We start from the raw sequence: 13,675 nt of genomic DNA on the forward strand, positions 1-13,675 counted from the left end.
AAATCGGTTCGGGGCAAAGCTTTACGCCCGGCCGTAGGCCTCTGCAATGGCCACTTGCATCGCGTCTTCTGCCTCCCGGTTGCCCCAGGTGACCAGTTGGATCGCCGGATAATACCGTTCAGCGCTCATGACAGCAGCGGTGATCATCGTGTCGATCTGTTCGGCACTGGCTGTCTGCCCTCCTGCAAGGACCAGCCCATAGCGATAGACCATCAGCTTCTGTTTCGCCCAATAGGTAAAGGCACCTGCCCAGCACTGATCATTCATCTTGTTGAGCAACTCATAAAGCTGCATTTCGCGATCAGCCGGCGGCTCCATTTCGAACGAACACACCATACGCAGCGTTTCGTCATAGTTGGACCAGGCCAGCGTGATCGAATAGGTACGCCATTGGCCTTCAACCGCCATCGCAATCTGATCGTCGCCAATACGATCGAAATCCCAGTCGTGATGTTCGGCCAGATGTTCAACTATGTCGATCGGATGAAGGTCTTCTTCGAGATACTGCTCGGAAAGGGCCATAATGCCACCTCACTAATCTCTAGCATTTCGGGGCTGGCAACGCCCCAGCGCTAGTTGCCTGCTCTACAAACCGGGCTTCCCCCATAGGCCTGTACTAAATATGGTGCGATGTGGCGTAGGTTCTGGCAACCCTATTTGTTGGGGATAACAGCAATAAGTTGTGGACAGACTGCAACGATGATCAAAATATTGGAGCTTGGGCCAGCTTTGTCTTGATAAAACTCCGCAACACGTCAGAATACACGTCACCGCACAATCCGGGTTGGATTGCGCGGCGGTCTATTTTGTCCTAAATCCTGAAAAACAGAAAACGCCCGGGGCGTTATTTGTCCAGTTTTGCCTCAAGCGCGGCGATGCGGGCTTCGAGTGCTGCGTTTTCTTCGCGCGCTTTCTGGGCCATGGCGCGTGCGGCGTCGAATTCTTCGCGCGTAACGAAATCGCGGTCGGCCAGCCAACGGTCCAGCATCGACTTCATCGCGTTTTCAGCCTCTTCCCGCGCGCCCTGCGCCACGCCCATGGCGTTGGTCATCAGTTGGGAAACATCGTCAAGGATCTTGTTGCGGGTTTGCATATCTTTTCTCCGGTTTCACGGTTTATCTGTATATGGGCAAAGAATGGCGCGGGCTCAAGGTTGACTTGTCCTGCAAACCCCGGGCAATGAGACGCACATGCAAGCTGTTCTGAATTTCCCCGATCTGGCGCCCGAACTGTTCTCGATCTCGTTGTTCGGAATGGAGTTCGCCTTAAGGTGGTATGCGCTGGCCTATATCGTGGGCATCCTGATCGCGTGGCGACTGGCGGTTGTGGCTTTGCGCCGCCCGGCGCTGTGGCCTACGGATAGTCCGCCGATTAAGCCCGATCAACTGGAGGATCTGGTTACATGGATCATTCTGGGCGTGATTCTGGGCGGGCGTCTGGGCTTCGTGCTGTTTTATCAACCCGGGTATTACCTGTCGCATCCGCTTGAGATTCTGAAGGTCTGGCAAGGCGGCATGGCGTTTCATGGCGGTCTGCTTGGCGTGATTCTTGCATCTTACCTGTTTGCCCGTCGGCATCAGATTCCTGCCCTGTCGCTGGGTGATCTGGTCGCCTATACCGTTCCACCCGGACTGCTGCTTGGACGGTTGGCCAATTTCATCAATGCCGAGCTTTGGGGCCGCCCGAGCGAGCTGCCATGGGCCGTCATCTTTCCCGGCTTTGCCGCACAGGACTGCCCTGGCGTAATCGCAGGTATGTGCGCGCGCCACCCGTCGCAATTGTACGAAGCCGCGCTAGAAGGCGTGTTGCTGGGCACCTGGCTTCTGTGGCTGGTCTTTCGCCGGGGGGCGTTTCAGAAACCGGGCTTTATCATGGGCATGTTTCTGGCCGGATATGGCGCGTCGCGCTTTATTGTCGAGTTCTTCCGTCAGCCGGATGCGCAGTTCGTGTCTCCCGGCAACCCGCTGGGGCTGGCCTGGCATGTGGGCGGCTATGGTCTGACCATGGGGCAGTTTCTGTCACTGCCGATGATCGCGATCGGCCTGTGGTTTGCCCTACGCGCGCGGCGGGCGGCATGAGCCTGAAGGATCAGTTGATCGCCCGCATCCAACAGGATGGGCCGATGAGCGTGTCCGACTACATGACCGAGTGTCTGTTGCACCCCACGCTGGGCTATTACACCACGCGCGATCCGCTGGGCGCAGCGGGGGACTTCATCACAGCGCCGGAAATCAGCCAGATGTTCGGGGAACTAATCGGGCTGTGCTTGGCGCAAAGCTGGATGGATCAGGGAAAGCCCGTGCGGTTCACCCTGTGCGAGCTGGGACCGGGTCGCGGCACGTTGATGGCGGATATCCTGCGTGCGACGCGGGGCGTGGCCGGATTTCACGATGCGGCGCAGATTGTTCTGGTCGAAGCATCGCCGGTATTGCAGCTGGCGCAGGCAGATACTCTGAAGGAGTACCAACCTGACTGGATCGACGGCGTTGCGGATCTGCCGGATCAGCCGTTGTTGCTGGTCGCCAATGAGTTCTTTGACGCCCTGCCCATCCGGCAGTTCCTGCGCGAAGGCGACGGCTGGTGTGAACGTCTGGTGGGCGAACGCGACGGCTCTTTTTTGTTCGGAAGGGGCCCGACCGAGCCGCAAGTGGCACTGACTGACAGGTTGTCGGATGCCAGCGACGACGATCTGGTAGAGCTATGCGCGGCTGCGATCCCGATATTGACTGTGATCGCGGGGCGGATTGCCAGCCATGGAGGGGCGGCCCTGATCGTGGATTATGGCGACTGGCGCTCGCTGGGCGATACGCTGCAGGCTCTGCAAAACCACGAAAGCGTCGACCCACTGGCCACACCCGGTCAGGCCGATCTGACTGCGCATGTAGATTTTGAACCTCTGGCCGTTGCAACCCGGGCCTGTGGTTGCCGCCATACGCGACTGACCCCGCAGGGCGTGTTTCTGGAACGGCTGGGCATAACCGCCCGCGCGCAGGCTTTGTCCAAAGCGCTGAGCGGTTCTGAGCTTGATGCATTGGTTACCGCGCATCGCCGGTTGACGCACCCGGATGAAATGGGAAATCTGTTCAAAGTGATGGGCCTTTTCCCCGCCTATGCCACCCCACCGCCAGGATTAGAGCCATGACACTGGAAATTCTGACTTCAGACCTGCTTTCCCCGTTTCGTCATGGGTTCTTTACCCGCCGCGGCGGTGCCTCGTCCGGCATCTTTTCTGGGTTGAATTGCGGCCATGGCTCATCGGATCAGACCGAGGTTGTCGCGCTGAACCGCAGACGCGTTGCTGATGCGATGGAAGTTGCGCCCGAGGCAATGATCGGAGTGCATCAGGTCCATTCTCCCGCGGTTCTGACAGTTGAAGGCCCGGTTCAGGGCGACAAACCCAGGGCCGACGCCATCGTAACGGCGACCCCCGGTCTTGCCCTGACGATTCTGACAGCCGATTGCCAGCCGGTCCTGTTTGCCGACCCCAAAGCCCAAGTGATCGGCGCCGCCCATGCAGGCTGGCGCGGGGCGCTGGAGGGTGTGCTGGAGGCCACGCTGGATGCCATGGAAGCAATTGGTGCAAAGCGTGGAAACATCAGCGCCGTCATCGGGCCCAGCATTTCGCAACGCGCCTATGAGGTAGGGCCCGAATTTCTGGATGCCTTCATGGCAGAGTCCCCGGACAACACACGTTTCTTTGCCAATGGTCAGGACGACCGGTTGCAATTCGACCTGCCTGGCTTTGGTCTTCACCGTTTGCGGCAGGCCGGAATCGGTCATGCAGACTGGACCCGGCATTGCACGTATTCTGATCCGGATCGGTTCTATTCCTACCGCCGTACGACACACGCGAAAGAGGTCGATTACGGGCGGCTGATTTCGGTCATAAGATTGTGATTGAGGCCCAGATTTAGGCGCTCCGCCACTTTTCCGCCACATTTGTTGTGTTTATCGGACTCAGAATCGTAACGAGTTTTTGCCAGCAGTCAGATGGTCATCTGACGTCCTTGTTTCGGACGCTGGCGTGTTGAGTGGAAGGATGGACCGCCTAAATTTCTTGTCTGCAAAACATCCCGGATAAGCCTTATCCCTGCCGCAAACACGCGTCACAAAAGGTTCACAGAGGATGCGGGGGTCAGGTCTCCGTTCAGAGCAGGACCAGAAAAATGAAAACCAAATCTCGCTTTCTGAAAGCCATGGTTGCCGCCACGCGGGACCAGAAGCTGGAAATGCCGTGGAAGCAGGTATCAAGCCATTCTGTCAGGGTCGCCAGCCGTATCGCGGCACGACGCTGAGACAGAAGCGCCCAAGACCAAGCTGCCGGTCTTAACTGGGTGAAATCGCATCAGGATTGCTCCTGCCTGGTGTGTATAGGGTCACGAGCGAGGGGTTCGTGATTTGTTCAGGAGTTGTGTGTGTGCGGGCAATTTTCGCCCGCGAAGTACGAGTTTGTCTGGGGGGTCAATGTGTTGACCATTGGAAAGCGAGATTTTGTCGCCATGCGGGGTCTTTTCGGCCGCCGCCCGAGGGTCACCCATTTATTTCAAGACAAAGAACCAGTTCGTCAGATTGGTCTGTACGGGGGTACGCCGCGTCTGATCGAACATTTTGAGGGGACGGAATATTTATGACTATTCCAAGTTCACTGGCCCGTGCGGCCAGAAATGCCATCGAAACGACGGCCATGCTGCGGGAAGCACCGCGGCCAGTCGCAAAACCAAAAGCCCAGCTGCGCCGCTATGAAGTCAGCAGCCTGCTGAAAAACGGTACTGTCACCCAAACCCGACACATCGCGCCCGCTCTGCCGATGTTCGAAGACGCCTTCTGCGCCTTTACGCGCGGATCGCTGGTCGAAACCGAGCACGGGCCGATGGCGATCGAAGATCTGATGCCCGGAGATACGGTTCTGACCCAGGATGGCGCATCGGAAACGGTGCTGTGGAAGGGATCTGTCACTCTGATCCCGGGGCGCGAGGATTCACGTGGTCGTACACGGCCTTTGACGCGCGTCATGGCGGATACGTTCGGGATGCAAAAGCCGATGTCGGGCGTGATTGCTGGACCCGCGGCGCGGATCGTAGGAACGCCAGCGCATTTGCGGCACCTGCATCGCGGGCAACCGATTCTGACACCGGTGTCCGCATTCCAGGATGGGATGGGCGTGATTGAAACAATGCCTCCGACGCCAGTTGAACTGTTTCATATTTGCCTAAAACGGCATTCCGTTATTCGTGTAGATGGTTTACAGTTCGAAACATATCACCCAGGTGTGAACGCGGTCCGGATGATCAGCCACTCGCTACGGTCGATTTATCTGAACCTGTTTGCGCATATCGAGTCGCTTAACGATTTTGGCCCGCTGCTGATGCCGCGCGCCGGAGATGGAGAGATCGACGCGATGACTGCCTGAGTACGATAGCGATTACTGCATTATGGGGGGCATCATGCAGCTGTTACTAAGTTGGATTCTATCCTTGGCGGTGGCTGCGATGCTGCCACCAAACACCGCACAGCCAAAACGCGTAGGTGTCACGCCGTCCGGTTCATTCGTTCTTCCAGAACGTCGAACGGCACGCCTGGCTCGTCTTTTGCGCCGCGGATAACAAGCGACGTCTTGACGCTGGCCACGTTTGGCGTGGTCAGCAACTCGCCCGTCAGGAACTGCTGAAAACTGCTCAGGTCGGGTGCGACGCATTTCAGGATGAAGTCCACCTCGCCGTTCAGCATGTGGCATTCGCGGACCAGCGGCCATTCGCGGCAGCGTTCTTCGAACGCACGCAGTTCGGTTTCGGCCTGGCTGTCTAGCCCGACCATGGCGAACACCTGTACCTCGAAGCCCAATTCACGCGCGTTGACCTCGGCGTGGTAGCCGGTGATAAAACCGGATTCCTCAAGCGTGCGTACCCGGCGCAGACAGGGCGGTGCCGAGATTCCGACCCGTTTGGCCAGCTCGACATTGGTCATGCGACCGTCTGCCTGCAGTTCCGCCAGAATCTTGCGATCAATATCATCCAGCCGAGTCGTGACCATAAAATGCTCCTGATTTTTGCGGTTCTTATATCAGTACCCCGCAGGCGCGCAATAATGTTTCGCACTTGCGCAATTTTCTTTGTTTTCAATTCTCTCATATTATCTGCACAGTGCACAGGGTCGGTTGAGCGGCCATAATCAGTAAAGGGCTTTAAGCCGGGTCGGTCGGTCGCTATATCGGGGCGACGGGCCAAAGGCCCAATTCAGGCAATTCGAGCGGAGTTACCATGGCCGACACACGACACACCAAGGTTCTGATCATCGGGTCAGGGCCCGCGGGATACACTGCGGGCGTTTACGCAAGCCGCGCCATGCTGGAGCCTATTCTGGTGCAGGGGATTGAGCCCGGTGGCCAGCTGACAACAACGACCGAGGTCGAGAACTGGCCCGGCGACACCGAGGTACAGGGCCCGGATCTGATGGTGCGGATGCAGGATCATGCCAAGGCCATGGGCTGTGAAGTGATTGGCGACATCATCAGCGATCTGGACCTCAGTCAGCGGCCTTTTACGGCCAAAGGCGACAGCGGCACCACCTACACCGCTGACGCAGTCATTCTGGCCACCGGCGCGCGCGCGAAATGGTTGGGCCTGCCGTCGGAAGAGAAATTCAAAGGCTTTGGCGTCTCGGCCTGCGCCACCTGTGACGGGTTCTTCTATCGCGGACAGGAAATCGTGGTGATCGGCGGCGGCAACACGGCTGTGGAAGAAGCCCTGTTCCTGACCAATTTCGCCAGCAAGGTGACGCTGATCCACCGCCGCGATGAGCTGCGGGCGGAAAAGATCCTGCAGGACCGGCTGATGAAGAATGAAAAGATCGAACCGCTGTGGTTCCACCAATTGGAAGAAGTGGTCGGCACCGACGCGCCTTTGGGCGTCGAAGGCGTTCGGGTCAAACATGTCGAAACCGGCGAGATCTCTGAAATCCCATGCAAGGGCGTCTTTGTCGCCATTGGCCATGCCCCTGCGAACGAGTTGGTCAAGGATACGCTTGAAACCCATATGGGCGGCTATGTGGTCACCAAGCCAGGCAGCACCTTAACCTCGGTTCCGGGCGTGTTTGCAGCAGGTGATCTGACAGACCATATCTATCGTCAGGCTGTTACCAGCGCCGGTATGGGCTGCATGGCCGCGCTGGATGCCGAACGGTTTCTGGCGGAAAACGAATAGCGCGAGCTCTGATTTTTCCGGCGTGATCGGGAAAACCCAGATCCATTGGCAATCGGAATTTCAATGAAAGTGCCCCAAGGTTTCGAGGGGCACTGTACGACCAAAGCTGCAATGTGGCCGTTGGCGGCAATAGCAGCGATTGCCAATCCCTTGACCCTCAGGCGGCGGCGTATCAGGATTATTCTGGGAAAAGCGAAGAACAGGTGAGCATTTGAACAACGCTCTTTGGCGCGGCGGGTGGTCAACCCGACTCAGGATCGGCAGTGGTCTTGTGTTGTTTGTCTTCGCGTTCTTCCATTTCATAAACATTGGCTTAGGCCTGTTTCATACCGATTATCTGCACGGGATGCAGGACGGCCGGAAGGCCATCACCCGCCACAATGCCATCAGCGTGCTTTTCTATGCTGCCCTGTTCACGCATGCTGGTCTGGCCCTGACGTCGATCGCGCAACGCAGAACCCTGCGGATGCCCTTCAGCACGGCCTTGCAAGTCGGTCTGGGCTTGCTGATTCCGCTGCAACTGATCTCGCACATCGTGCAGACGCGGGTCGCGCACGAGGTCTATGACGTAAATGACGAGATGGGATATATCATCATTCTGATGTGGCCCAGTATCGCAGTATGGATGCAAAGCGCCCTGCTGCTGATCGTTTGGGTGCATGGATGCATCGGCTTGCATATGTGGCTGCGGCTGACCCGGTGGTGGTCGAAAGCCGTGCCTTATCTGATCGGTGTCGCTGTTTTCATCCCCCTGTTCGCGCTGGCCGGTCTGCTGACTGAAGGCCGCCGCATATGGGCCGACTTTGCGGATGAATTCCTGCGCGAGCAATATATCGAGCATTACAACTGGCCGTCGCCCGAGACCTTTCAGACCCTGTTCAGCGTAAAAGACTATTCCCTCATGACCTTCTGGCTGGCTTTGGCGGCAACGGGTCTTGTTTACGTCGGGCGCAAACTGTGGCGGCGCAGGCATTCTGTACGCGTAAGTTACGCCAAGGGGCCGGAAGTGGTCGCAGAAAAAGGCATGACCCTGCTTGAGATTTCGCAGGCTAACGGCGTGCCGCATGCGGCGTTGTGTGGCGGCAAAGGGCGCTGCACCACATGCCGGGTGATCGTGGAAGATGGAGGCGAAGCCCTGCCCCCGCCCGGCGATGTCGAAGCCCGAAGCCTAGCCGCTGTGGGCGCTTCGCCGCAAACACGGCTTGCCTGCCAGATACGCCCAACCGAACCCACCACCGTTTTTCGTGTCTTTCGACCTGATGGCGGGCGTTTTCGTGGACATGCCAGCCAGGGTCAGGAACGTCAGTTGGCCGTTCTGTTTCTGGACATGCGCAGCTTTACCGCGCGCACGACCGGTCAACTGCCCTATGACATCGTGTTCCTGCTGAACCGGTTCTTTGACGCGGTTGTGCCTGCGATCACCAATGAGGGCGGCGTTGTCGACAAATACATGGGGGATGGGCTGCTGGCGGTTTTCGAAAAACCCGACGCCGCGGAGTCCGCCCGCGCCGGGTTGAGCGCTGCCGTGGAAATCAGCCACGCCCTCGACATGTTCAACCAACAGCTTGATGCCGAAGGCAGCCCCGTTATTCGCATCGGGATTGGGCTACATCTTGGTGATCTGGTCCTGGGCGAGATCGGAGCGCAGGGACACGCCTCGAAGACGATCATCGGCGATGCCGTCAATGTTGCCAGCCGTCTGGAAAGCGAAACCAAGGCACTGGGGGTCGAGCTGTTGGTTTCCGAGAAGTTGTTGAAGGCTGCTGGTGTCACCATGCCCAAAGACGATATCAGGCTGTTCCAGCTGCGCGGTGTGTCCGAGCCGATTCCCGCCCTGCCTGCCACCCGAGCTGCAGAGCTTGGGCGGAGCACCTCGGAACAGGAACAGACATACTCCGCCTAGGCGAATAACCGCAGCTTGTAGGGAACAGATCATCGAATTGATTTCTGAATTAGAAATTCCTTCCAATTCAAAGAATTTCAGCGCATATCCTCCTTTGTTTCAACGACGCCGGTGGACTTCGCCCATCAGTCGGTGCAAATGCCTTGAGACCGCCCGATATCCACTGGCAAATCAACACTGCGACAAGAGTATTCCGATGACGATGTTAAGCAATCTGGCCCCGATTTCCGAACTGTTTGTGTCTTATGACTCGGCTCAAAAGCTGAAAGTCGAAGCTGCCGACCTGACCAGCTGGGATCTGAGCCCGCGTCAGATCTGCGATCTGGAACTGCTGATGAACGGCGGTTTTAACCCGCTCAAGGGGTTCCTGAGCGAAGCCGATTACGACAACGTGGTCGAGAACATGCGTCTGGCTGATGGCACATTGTGGCCAATGCCCATCACTTTGGATGTGAGCAAAGACTTCGCCGAGACCATCGAGCTGGGTCAGGACATCGCCCTGCGCGATCAGGAAGGCGTGATCCTGGGCACCATGACCGTCACGGACCGCTGGACCCCGGACAAAGCGCGCGAGGCAGAAAAGGTTTTTGGCGCCAATGACGACGCCCACCCGGCAGTCAACTACCTGCACAACGTGGCAGGCAAGGTTTATCTGGGCGGGCCCGTGGTCGGTATCCAACAGCCTGTGCACTATGACTTCCGTGGGCGCCGCGACACCCCGAACGAGATGCGCGCGTATTTCCGCAAACTGGGCTGGCGCCGCATTGTCGCTTTCCAGACCCGCAACCCGCTGCATCGCGCGCATCAGGAACTGACCTTCCGCGCCGCGAAGGAAGCGCAGGCCAACCTGTTGATCCACCCGGTTGTCGGCATGACCAAGCCGGGCGACGTGGATCATTTCACCCGTGTCCGTTGTTATGAGGCGGTGCTGGACAAGTACCCGGCCTCGACCACCTCGATGAGCCTGCTGAACCTGGCCATGCGCATGGCTGGCCCGCGTGAGGCGGTCTGGCACGGCCTGATCCGTGCCAACCACGGTTGCACGCATTTTATCGTTGGCCGCGACCATGCCGGCCCCGGCAAGAACTCGGCTGGTGAGGATTTTTACGGCCCCTATGATGCGCAAGACCTGTTCCGCCAGTTCCAGGACGAGATCGGCGTGGAAATGGTCGACTTCAAGCACATGGTCTACGTGCAGGAACGCGCCCAGTACGAGCCAAATGACGAAATTCTCGACAAAGATGACGTCACGATTCTGAACATCTCGGGCACAGAGCTGCGCCGCCGTCTGTCCGAAGGTCTGGAAATTCCGGAATGGTTCAGCTTCCCCGAAGTTGTGACCGAACTGCGCAAGACCAAGCCGCCACGCAGCCAGCAAGGCTTTACCGTTTTCTTCACTGGCTTCTCGGGCTCGGGAAAATCCACGATCGCCAATGCGCTTATGGTCAAATTGATGGAGATGGGTGGCCGTCCTGTGACGCTGCTGGATGGGGATATCGTTCGTAAGAACCTGTCTTCCGAGCTGGGTTTTTCGAAAGAACACCGCGACCTGAACATCCGCCGCATCGGCTATGTCGCCTCTGAGATCACCAAGAATGGCGGCATCGCCATCTGTGCCCCAATCGCGCCTTATGCCACCACACGCCGTGCGGTTCGTGAAGATGTTGAGCAGTTCGGTGCCTTCTGCGAGGTGCATGTCGCAACCACCATCGAGGAATGTGAACGCCGCGACCGCAAGGGCCTGTACAAGCTGGCGCGCGAAGGCAAGATCAAGGAATTCACCGGTATCTCGGACCCTTACGACGTGCCTCAGAGCCCGGAACTGAGCGTTGAGACGGAGAATGTCGAGGTCGACAACTGCGCCCATCAGGTTCTGCTGAAACTGGAAAGCATGGGCCTGATCGCCGCGACCTGATCACGGTCTACACTGACCTTATTGGAGGGCCTCCGGATTTACCGGGGGCCGTTTTTTACTCTGGATTGACAATTGCCGCTGGTCTTGATGCTTATCGCCAGGTCCAAAGCGGGTTCACAGCCGATATGACGAGCAAATTGCCAACCATTGCCAGTTTCTGGTTTGGGTCCGATCTGAGCTGGTTGGAGCAACTGTGTATCCAGTCCTTTCTGGATCAAGGACACCGATTTGTCCTGTATCTTACGCATGAGGTCGACGGCATCCCCGCCGGTGTGGAGATATGTCCTGCCAGCGATATTTTCTGGCCGCCGCCTTATGCGATGAAAGGTGAAGACCGGCAGGGCGTCGCCGTCTTCTCGGACATCTTCCGGCTGCATCTGATGCGGCAGAGCGATGCCATCTGGGTCGATCTGGACGCCTATTGCGTTCAAGAATTCAGCTTTTCGACGGAATTCGTGTTTGGCCGCTGCAAGCGGGGCGATTTCCTGACTGGCGTGTTGCGCCTGCCGGAGAAATCGGCGGTTTTAGAAGCGATGCTGGGTTTTGTTATGTCAGCAAACCCGACCCAGCCCTGGCGCGGGCGCAAGGTGCACCGGCACAATCAGGACCGTGTTGCGCTTGGCGAAAGCTGGGGCATCGAAACCCTGCCCTGGGGGTGTTCGGGCCCCAAGGCTTTTGCACATTTTCTGCGCCAGACCGGAGAGGACAGCCACGCGATGACTGCCGAAACCTTTTATCCGCTGACCCCGGAGGAGCTGTGGAAACTGCACGATCCGCGCATTGCGACAGAAGAGATCCAAACCGAAGCGGTGCATTCGGTTCACATCTACGGCCACCAAAAGAAACTGATGGTCAACAAGACGGCCGGGCTGCCGGTTTCCGGGTCATATCTGCACAGGCTATGCAATCGACACGGGATTGATCCAAAGGTAGCTCCGATCGTTCCGCTAGGCTGGATGTAGCCTGTCGCGTCCGACAGGGTATTGCAGGCAGCCCTCGGTCAACGGCCTGTTCATCTATTGAGCGAACTCCGGCAGATCAACTTGACCCCGCATCAGGATATGCCCCTGACCGGCGACCTTTATCCCTGTCATTGCGTCAGGCGGACCAACACGTGTGACAGCTGCCTGTCCGGGACGGCCCATATCGTGGCCCTGCTCAGCAATGAAACTATCTTTGGTCATCAACTCATATTTCCACAAATAGGCCGCCATTGCGCCGGTGGCAGACCCGGTAAACGGATCTTCGGGCGGGCTGGGCGGAGCCAGCAGCAGGCGCGAGAAGGTATCGCCCGCTTTGGTGGCCCCTTTTAGCGTGACCAGAAACGGCTCGGCCATATCCGACCCGGAGTACCCCGCGGTCTCGGCCACTTTGCGCAAGGGACCTTCAACCAATTGCGCCGCACGCAAAGTCTCATGATCGCGCAAAACGGTGATGCAGAAAGGTAAGCCGGTCGAGACCATCTGAGGCGGGGAAATGATGGCTTCTTGTGGCAAGCCTATGGCTCCTGCCACCAGCTCAGCGGGCACTTGCGCGCCGAATTGTGGTGCGACCTGGGTCATTTCGATCTGCTCGCCCTGCAACCGGATCGACACAAGGCCCGCGCCGGTTTCCAACGTCAGACTATCGCCCGGGATCATACCGCGGGACCGCATCGCCGCGACGGTGGCAATGGTCGGGTGCCCGGCGAACGGGATTTCGCGGCTAGCCAGAAAATAACGGACACGGATGTCGGCCACGTCGGACGGGCCGGTAAAGGTGCATTCAACCAAAGAGGTTTCGCGCACATAAGCCATACAGACCTCTGACGAAAGGTGTCCGCCGCCATGAACCACGGCACAGCCGTTGCCACCAAATGCACGATCGCTGAACGCGTCCACCCAATCGAATTCGAACCAACTCATGATGCGCACTCCTGCTTGACCCTCTGCGGCACGATCACCGCAGAGACAGCAAATGTCACGTCATTTCGGCAGAGTTTTGGGTGGCCTAGTGAACGGCCACCGGGGACAGGTCATGTTCGCGTGCCAGCACAAAGGCCAGCTTGCGGTCAGCGACCAGCGCCAGTTGCTGTCCGTCGGAATCGTGGACGGCATAAAGCTGATCCAGATCGCCCGCCTGTTCTCGGACTTCCCGAGGTAGTTCAGATACGTCGACCGTTTTGACATAAACAATACGGTCGCCTTCAGCGTTGATTTCAATCGGTGTATTCATTGCTCTTACCCCTTCCGTATGTTGATTGTCTGAACCACAGTTTCCGGCACGGCGCGGGTCAGATCCACATGCAGCAGACCGTTTTCCATGATCGCTTCGCCCACCTCGACCCCGTCGGCCAGCACATACATACGCTGGAATTGACGCGCCGCGATGCCACGGTGCAGGAATATGCGCCCCTCGCTGTCGTCGCGCTGACGGCCCCGGATCACCAGTTGGCGGTCCTCGATAGTGATCGACAGATCCTCTTCGGCGAACCCGGCCACCGCCAGAGTGATGCGGTAGGAAAAGTCCGAGGTCTGTTCGATATTATAGGGCGGGTACCCTTCATTCCCGGCCTTTGCAGACCGCTCCAGAAGGCGTTCCAACTGCTCGAACCCCAATAGATGCGGGTATGAGCCAAGAGTAAGTTTCGACACGTATTCTCGTCCTTTTTTGTCAAAG

Annotated in this window: 15 protein-coding genes; 9 read left to right on the top strand and 6 right to left on the bottom strand. The window is 58.0% G+C overall.

Annotation, left to right across the window (positions count from 1 at the left end):
* Positions 1 to 21 precede the first annotated feature (21 nt).
* Positions 22 to 522: a YbjN domain-containing protein gene (locus Q0816_RS16310; protein ID WP_298852455.1), complete on the bottom strand. Its 501-nt coding sequence runs from the start codon at positions 520 to 522 to the stop codon at positions 22 to 24.
* A gap of 322 nt (positions 523 to 844) precedes the next feature.
* Positions 845 to 1,093 carry an accessory factor UbiK family protein gene (locus Q0816_RS16315; RefSeq protein ID WP_298852457.1) on the bottom strand — a complete coding sequence of 83 codons (249 nt, stop codon included), beginning with the start codon at positions 1,091 to 1,093 and terminating at the stop codon, positions 845 to 847.
* A gap of 97 nt (positions 1,094 to 1,190) precedes the next feature.
* On the opposite strand from Q0816_RS16315, the gene lgt reads away from it, so the two are divergent.
* The 5 genes from lgt to Q0816_RS16340 all read left to right on the top strand — a co-directional run bounded on the left by lgt (position 1,191) and on the right by Q0816_RS16340 (position 5,410).
* Positions 1,191 to 2,078 (top strand): prolipoprotein diacylglyceryl transferase, encoded by an 888-nt coding sequence (lgt, locus tag Q0816_RS16320; protein ID WP_298852459.1) that lies wholly within the window; start codon positions 1,191 to 1,193, stop codon positions 2,076 to 2,078.
* Positions 2,075 to 3,142: an SAM-dependent methyltransferase gene (locus tag Q0816_RS16325; RefSeq protein WP_298852461.1), complete on the top strand. Its 1,068-nt coding sequence runs from the start codon at positions 2,075 to 2,077 to the stop codon at positions 3,140 to 3,142. The genes lgt and Q0816_RS16325 overlap by 4 nt, the downstream gene beginning before the upstream one ends.
* The gene (pgeF, locus tag Q0816_RS16330; RefSeq protein ID WP_298852465.1) at positions 3,139 to 3,897 is read left to right on the top strand and encodes a peptidoglycan editing factor PgeF; all 759 of its coding nucleotides are present in this window, start codon (positions 3,139 to 3,141) and stop codon (positions 3,895 to 3,897) included. Before Q0816_RS16325 ends, pgeF begins: the two co-directional genes overlap by 4 nt.
* A 269-nt stretch (positions 3,898 to 4,166) precedes the next feature.
* Positions 4,167 to 4,295, top strand: coding sequence for a hypothetical protein (locus tag Q0816_RS16335; RefSeq protein ID WP_298852466.1), 129 nt, complete (start codon positions 4,167 to 4,169; stop codon positions 4,293 to 4,295).
* A 332-nt stretch (positions 4,296 to 4,627) separates the two neighbouring features.
* Complete coding sequence (locus Q0816_RS16340) at positions 4,628 to 5,410, top strand: Hint domain-containing protein (protein WP_298852468.1); 783 nt, start codon at positions 4,628 to 4,630, stop codon at positions 5,408 to 5,410.
* Positions 5,411 to 5,529: 119 nt separating this feature from the next.
* On the opposite strand, the gene Q0816_RS16345 is transcribed toward Q0816_RS16340, so the two are convergent.
* The gene (locus Q0816_RS16345; protein WP_298852470.1) at positions 5,530 to 6,030 is read right to left on the bottom strand and encodes an Lrp/AsnC family transcriptional regulator; all 501 of its coding nucleotides are present in this window, start codon (positions 6,028 to 6,030) and stop codon (positions 5,530 to 5,532) included.
* A 227-nt stretch (positions 6,031 to 6,257) separates the two neighbouring features.
* Here Q0816_RS16345 and trxB point away from each other — a divergent pair, with 227 nt between their 5' ends.
* The 4 genes from trxB to Q0816_RS16365 all read left to right on the top strand — a co-directional run bounded on the left by trxB (position 6,258) and on the right by Q0816_RS16365 (position 11,979).
* Positions 6,258 to 7,199 (top strand): thioredoxin-disulfide reductase, encoded by a 942-nt coding sequence (trxB, locus tag Q0816_RS16350; RefSeq protein WP_298852472.1) that lies wholly within the window; start codon positions 6,258 to 6,260, stop codon positions 7,197 to 7,199.
* Between the two features lie 211 nt (positions 7,200 to 7,410).
* Complete coding sequence (locus Q0816_RS16355) at positions 7,411 to 9,102, top strand: adenylate/guanylate cyclase domain-containing protein (RefSeq protein ID WP_298852474.1); 1,692 nt, start codon at positions 7,411 to 7,413, stop codon at positions 9,100 to 9,102.
* Between the two features lie 196 nt (positions 9,103 to 9,298).
* A complete protein-coding gene (locus Q0816_RS16360) occupies positions 9,299 to 11,017 on the top strand; it encodes a bifunctional sulfate adenylyltransferase/adenylylsulfate kinase (RefSeq protein WP_298852476.1) in 1,719 nt (572 codons plus the stop codon).
* A 125-nt stretch (positions 11,018 to 11,142) separates the two neighbouring features.
* A complete protein-coding gene (locus Q0816_RS16365) occupies positions 11,143 to 11,979 on the top strand; it encodes a hypothetical protein (protein ID WP_298852478.1) in 837 nt (278 codons plus the stop codon).
* Positions 11,980 to 12,033: 54 nt separating this feature from the next.
* Here Q0816_RS16365 and Q0816_RS16370 read toward each other — a convergent pair whose 3' ends face one another.
* The 3 genes from Q0816_RS16370 to Q0816_RS16380 all read right to left on the bottom strand — a co-directional run bounded on the left by Q0816_RS16370 (position 12,034) and on the right by Q0816_RS16380 (position 13,650).
* Entirely contained in the window at positions 12,034 to 12,921 is an 888-nt protein-coding gene (locus Q0816_RS16370) for a PhzF family phenazine biosynthesis protein (RefSeq protein WP_298852481.1), read from the bottom strand.
* Positions 12,922 to 13,006: 85 nt separating this feature from the next.
* Positions 13,007 to 13,231, bottom strand: a complete 225-nt coding sequence (locus tag Q0816_RS16375; protein WP_298852484.1) for a DUF1150 family protein — start codon at positions 13,229 to 13,231, stop codon at positions 13,007 to 13,009.
* Between the two features lie 5 nt (positions 13,232 to 13,236).
* Complete coding sequence (locus Q0816_RS16380; protein ID WP_298852486.1) at positions 13,237 to 13,650, bottom strand: Hsp20 family protein; 414 nt, start codon at positions 13,648 to 13,650, stop codon at positions 13,237 to 13,239.
* Positions 13,651 to 13,675: the final 25 nt, after the last annotated feature.

The sequence above is a fragment of the uncultured Ruegeria sp. genome (genome assembly GCF_947497005.1).
Classification (GTDB): Bacteria; Pseudomonadota; Alphaproteobacteria; order Rhodobacterales; family Rhodobacteraceae; genus Ruegeria.

What these genes read in the sequence shown, in the direction of transcription:
- Q0816_RS16310 (WP_298852455.1), bottom strand. Translation starts at nt 522, where the DNA reads ATGGCCCTTTCCGAGCAGTATCTCGAAGAAGACCTTCATCCGATCGAC.
- Q0816_RS16315 (WP_298852457.1), bottom strand. Translation starts at nt 1,093, where the DNA reads ATGCAAACCCGCAACAAGATCCTTGACGATGTTTCCCAACTGATGACC.
- lgt (WP_298852459.1), top strand. Translation starts at nt 1,191, where the DNA reads ATGCAAGCTGTTCTGAATTTCCCCGATCTGGCGCCCGAACTGTTCTCG.
- Q0816_RS16325 (WP_298852461.1), top strand. Translation starts at nt 2,075, where the DNA reads ATGAGCCTGAAGGATCAGTTGATCGCCCGCATCCAACAGGATGGGCCG.
- pgeF (WP_298852465.1), top strand. Translation starts at nt 3,139, where the DNA reads ATGACACTGGAAATTCTGACTTCAGACCTGCTTTCCCCGTTTCGTCAT.
- Q0816_RS16335 (WP_298852466.1), top strand. Translation starts at nt 4,167, where the DNA reads ATGAAAACCAAATCTCGCTTTCTGAAAGCCATGGTTGCCGCCACGCGG.
- Q0816_RS16340 (WP_298852468.1), top strand. Translation starts at nt 4,628, where the DNA reads ATGACTATTCCAAGTTCACTGGCCCGTGCGGCCAGAAATGCCATCGAA.
- Q0816_RS16345 (WP_298852470.1), bottom strand. Translation starts at nt 6,030, where the DNA reads ATGGTCACGACTCGGCTGGATGATATTGATCGCAAGATTCTGGCGGAA.
- trxB (WP_298852472.1), top strand. Translation starts at nt 6,258, where the DNA reads ATGGCCGACACACGACACACCAAGGTTCTGATCATCGGGTCAGGGCCC.
- Q0816_RS16360 (WP_298852476.1), top strand. Translation starts at nt 9,299, where the DNA reads ATGACGATGTTAAGCAATCTGGCCCCGATTTCCGAACTGTTTGTGTCT.
- Q0816_RS16365 (WP_298852478.1), top strand. Translation starts at nt 11,143, where the DNA reads ATGACGAGCAAATTGCCAACCATTGCCAGTTTCTGGTTTGGGTCCGAT.
- Q0816_RS16370 (WP_298852481.1), bottom strand. Translation starts at nt 12,921, where the DNA reads ATGAGTTGGTTCGAATTCGATTGGGTGGACGCGTTCAGCGATCGTGCA.
- Q0816_RS16375 (WP_298852484.1), bottom strand. Translation starts at nt 13,231, where the DNA reads ATGAATACACCGATTGAAATCAACGCTGAAGGCGACCGTATTGTTTAT.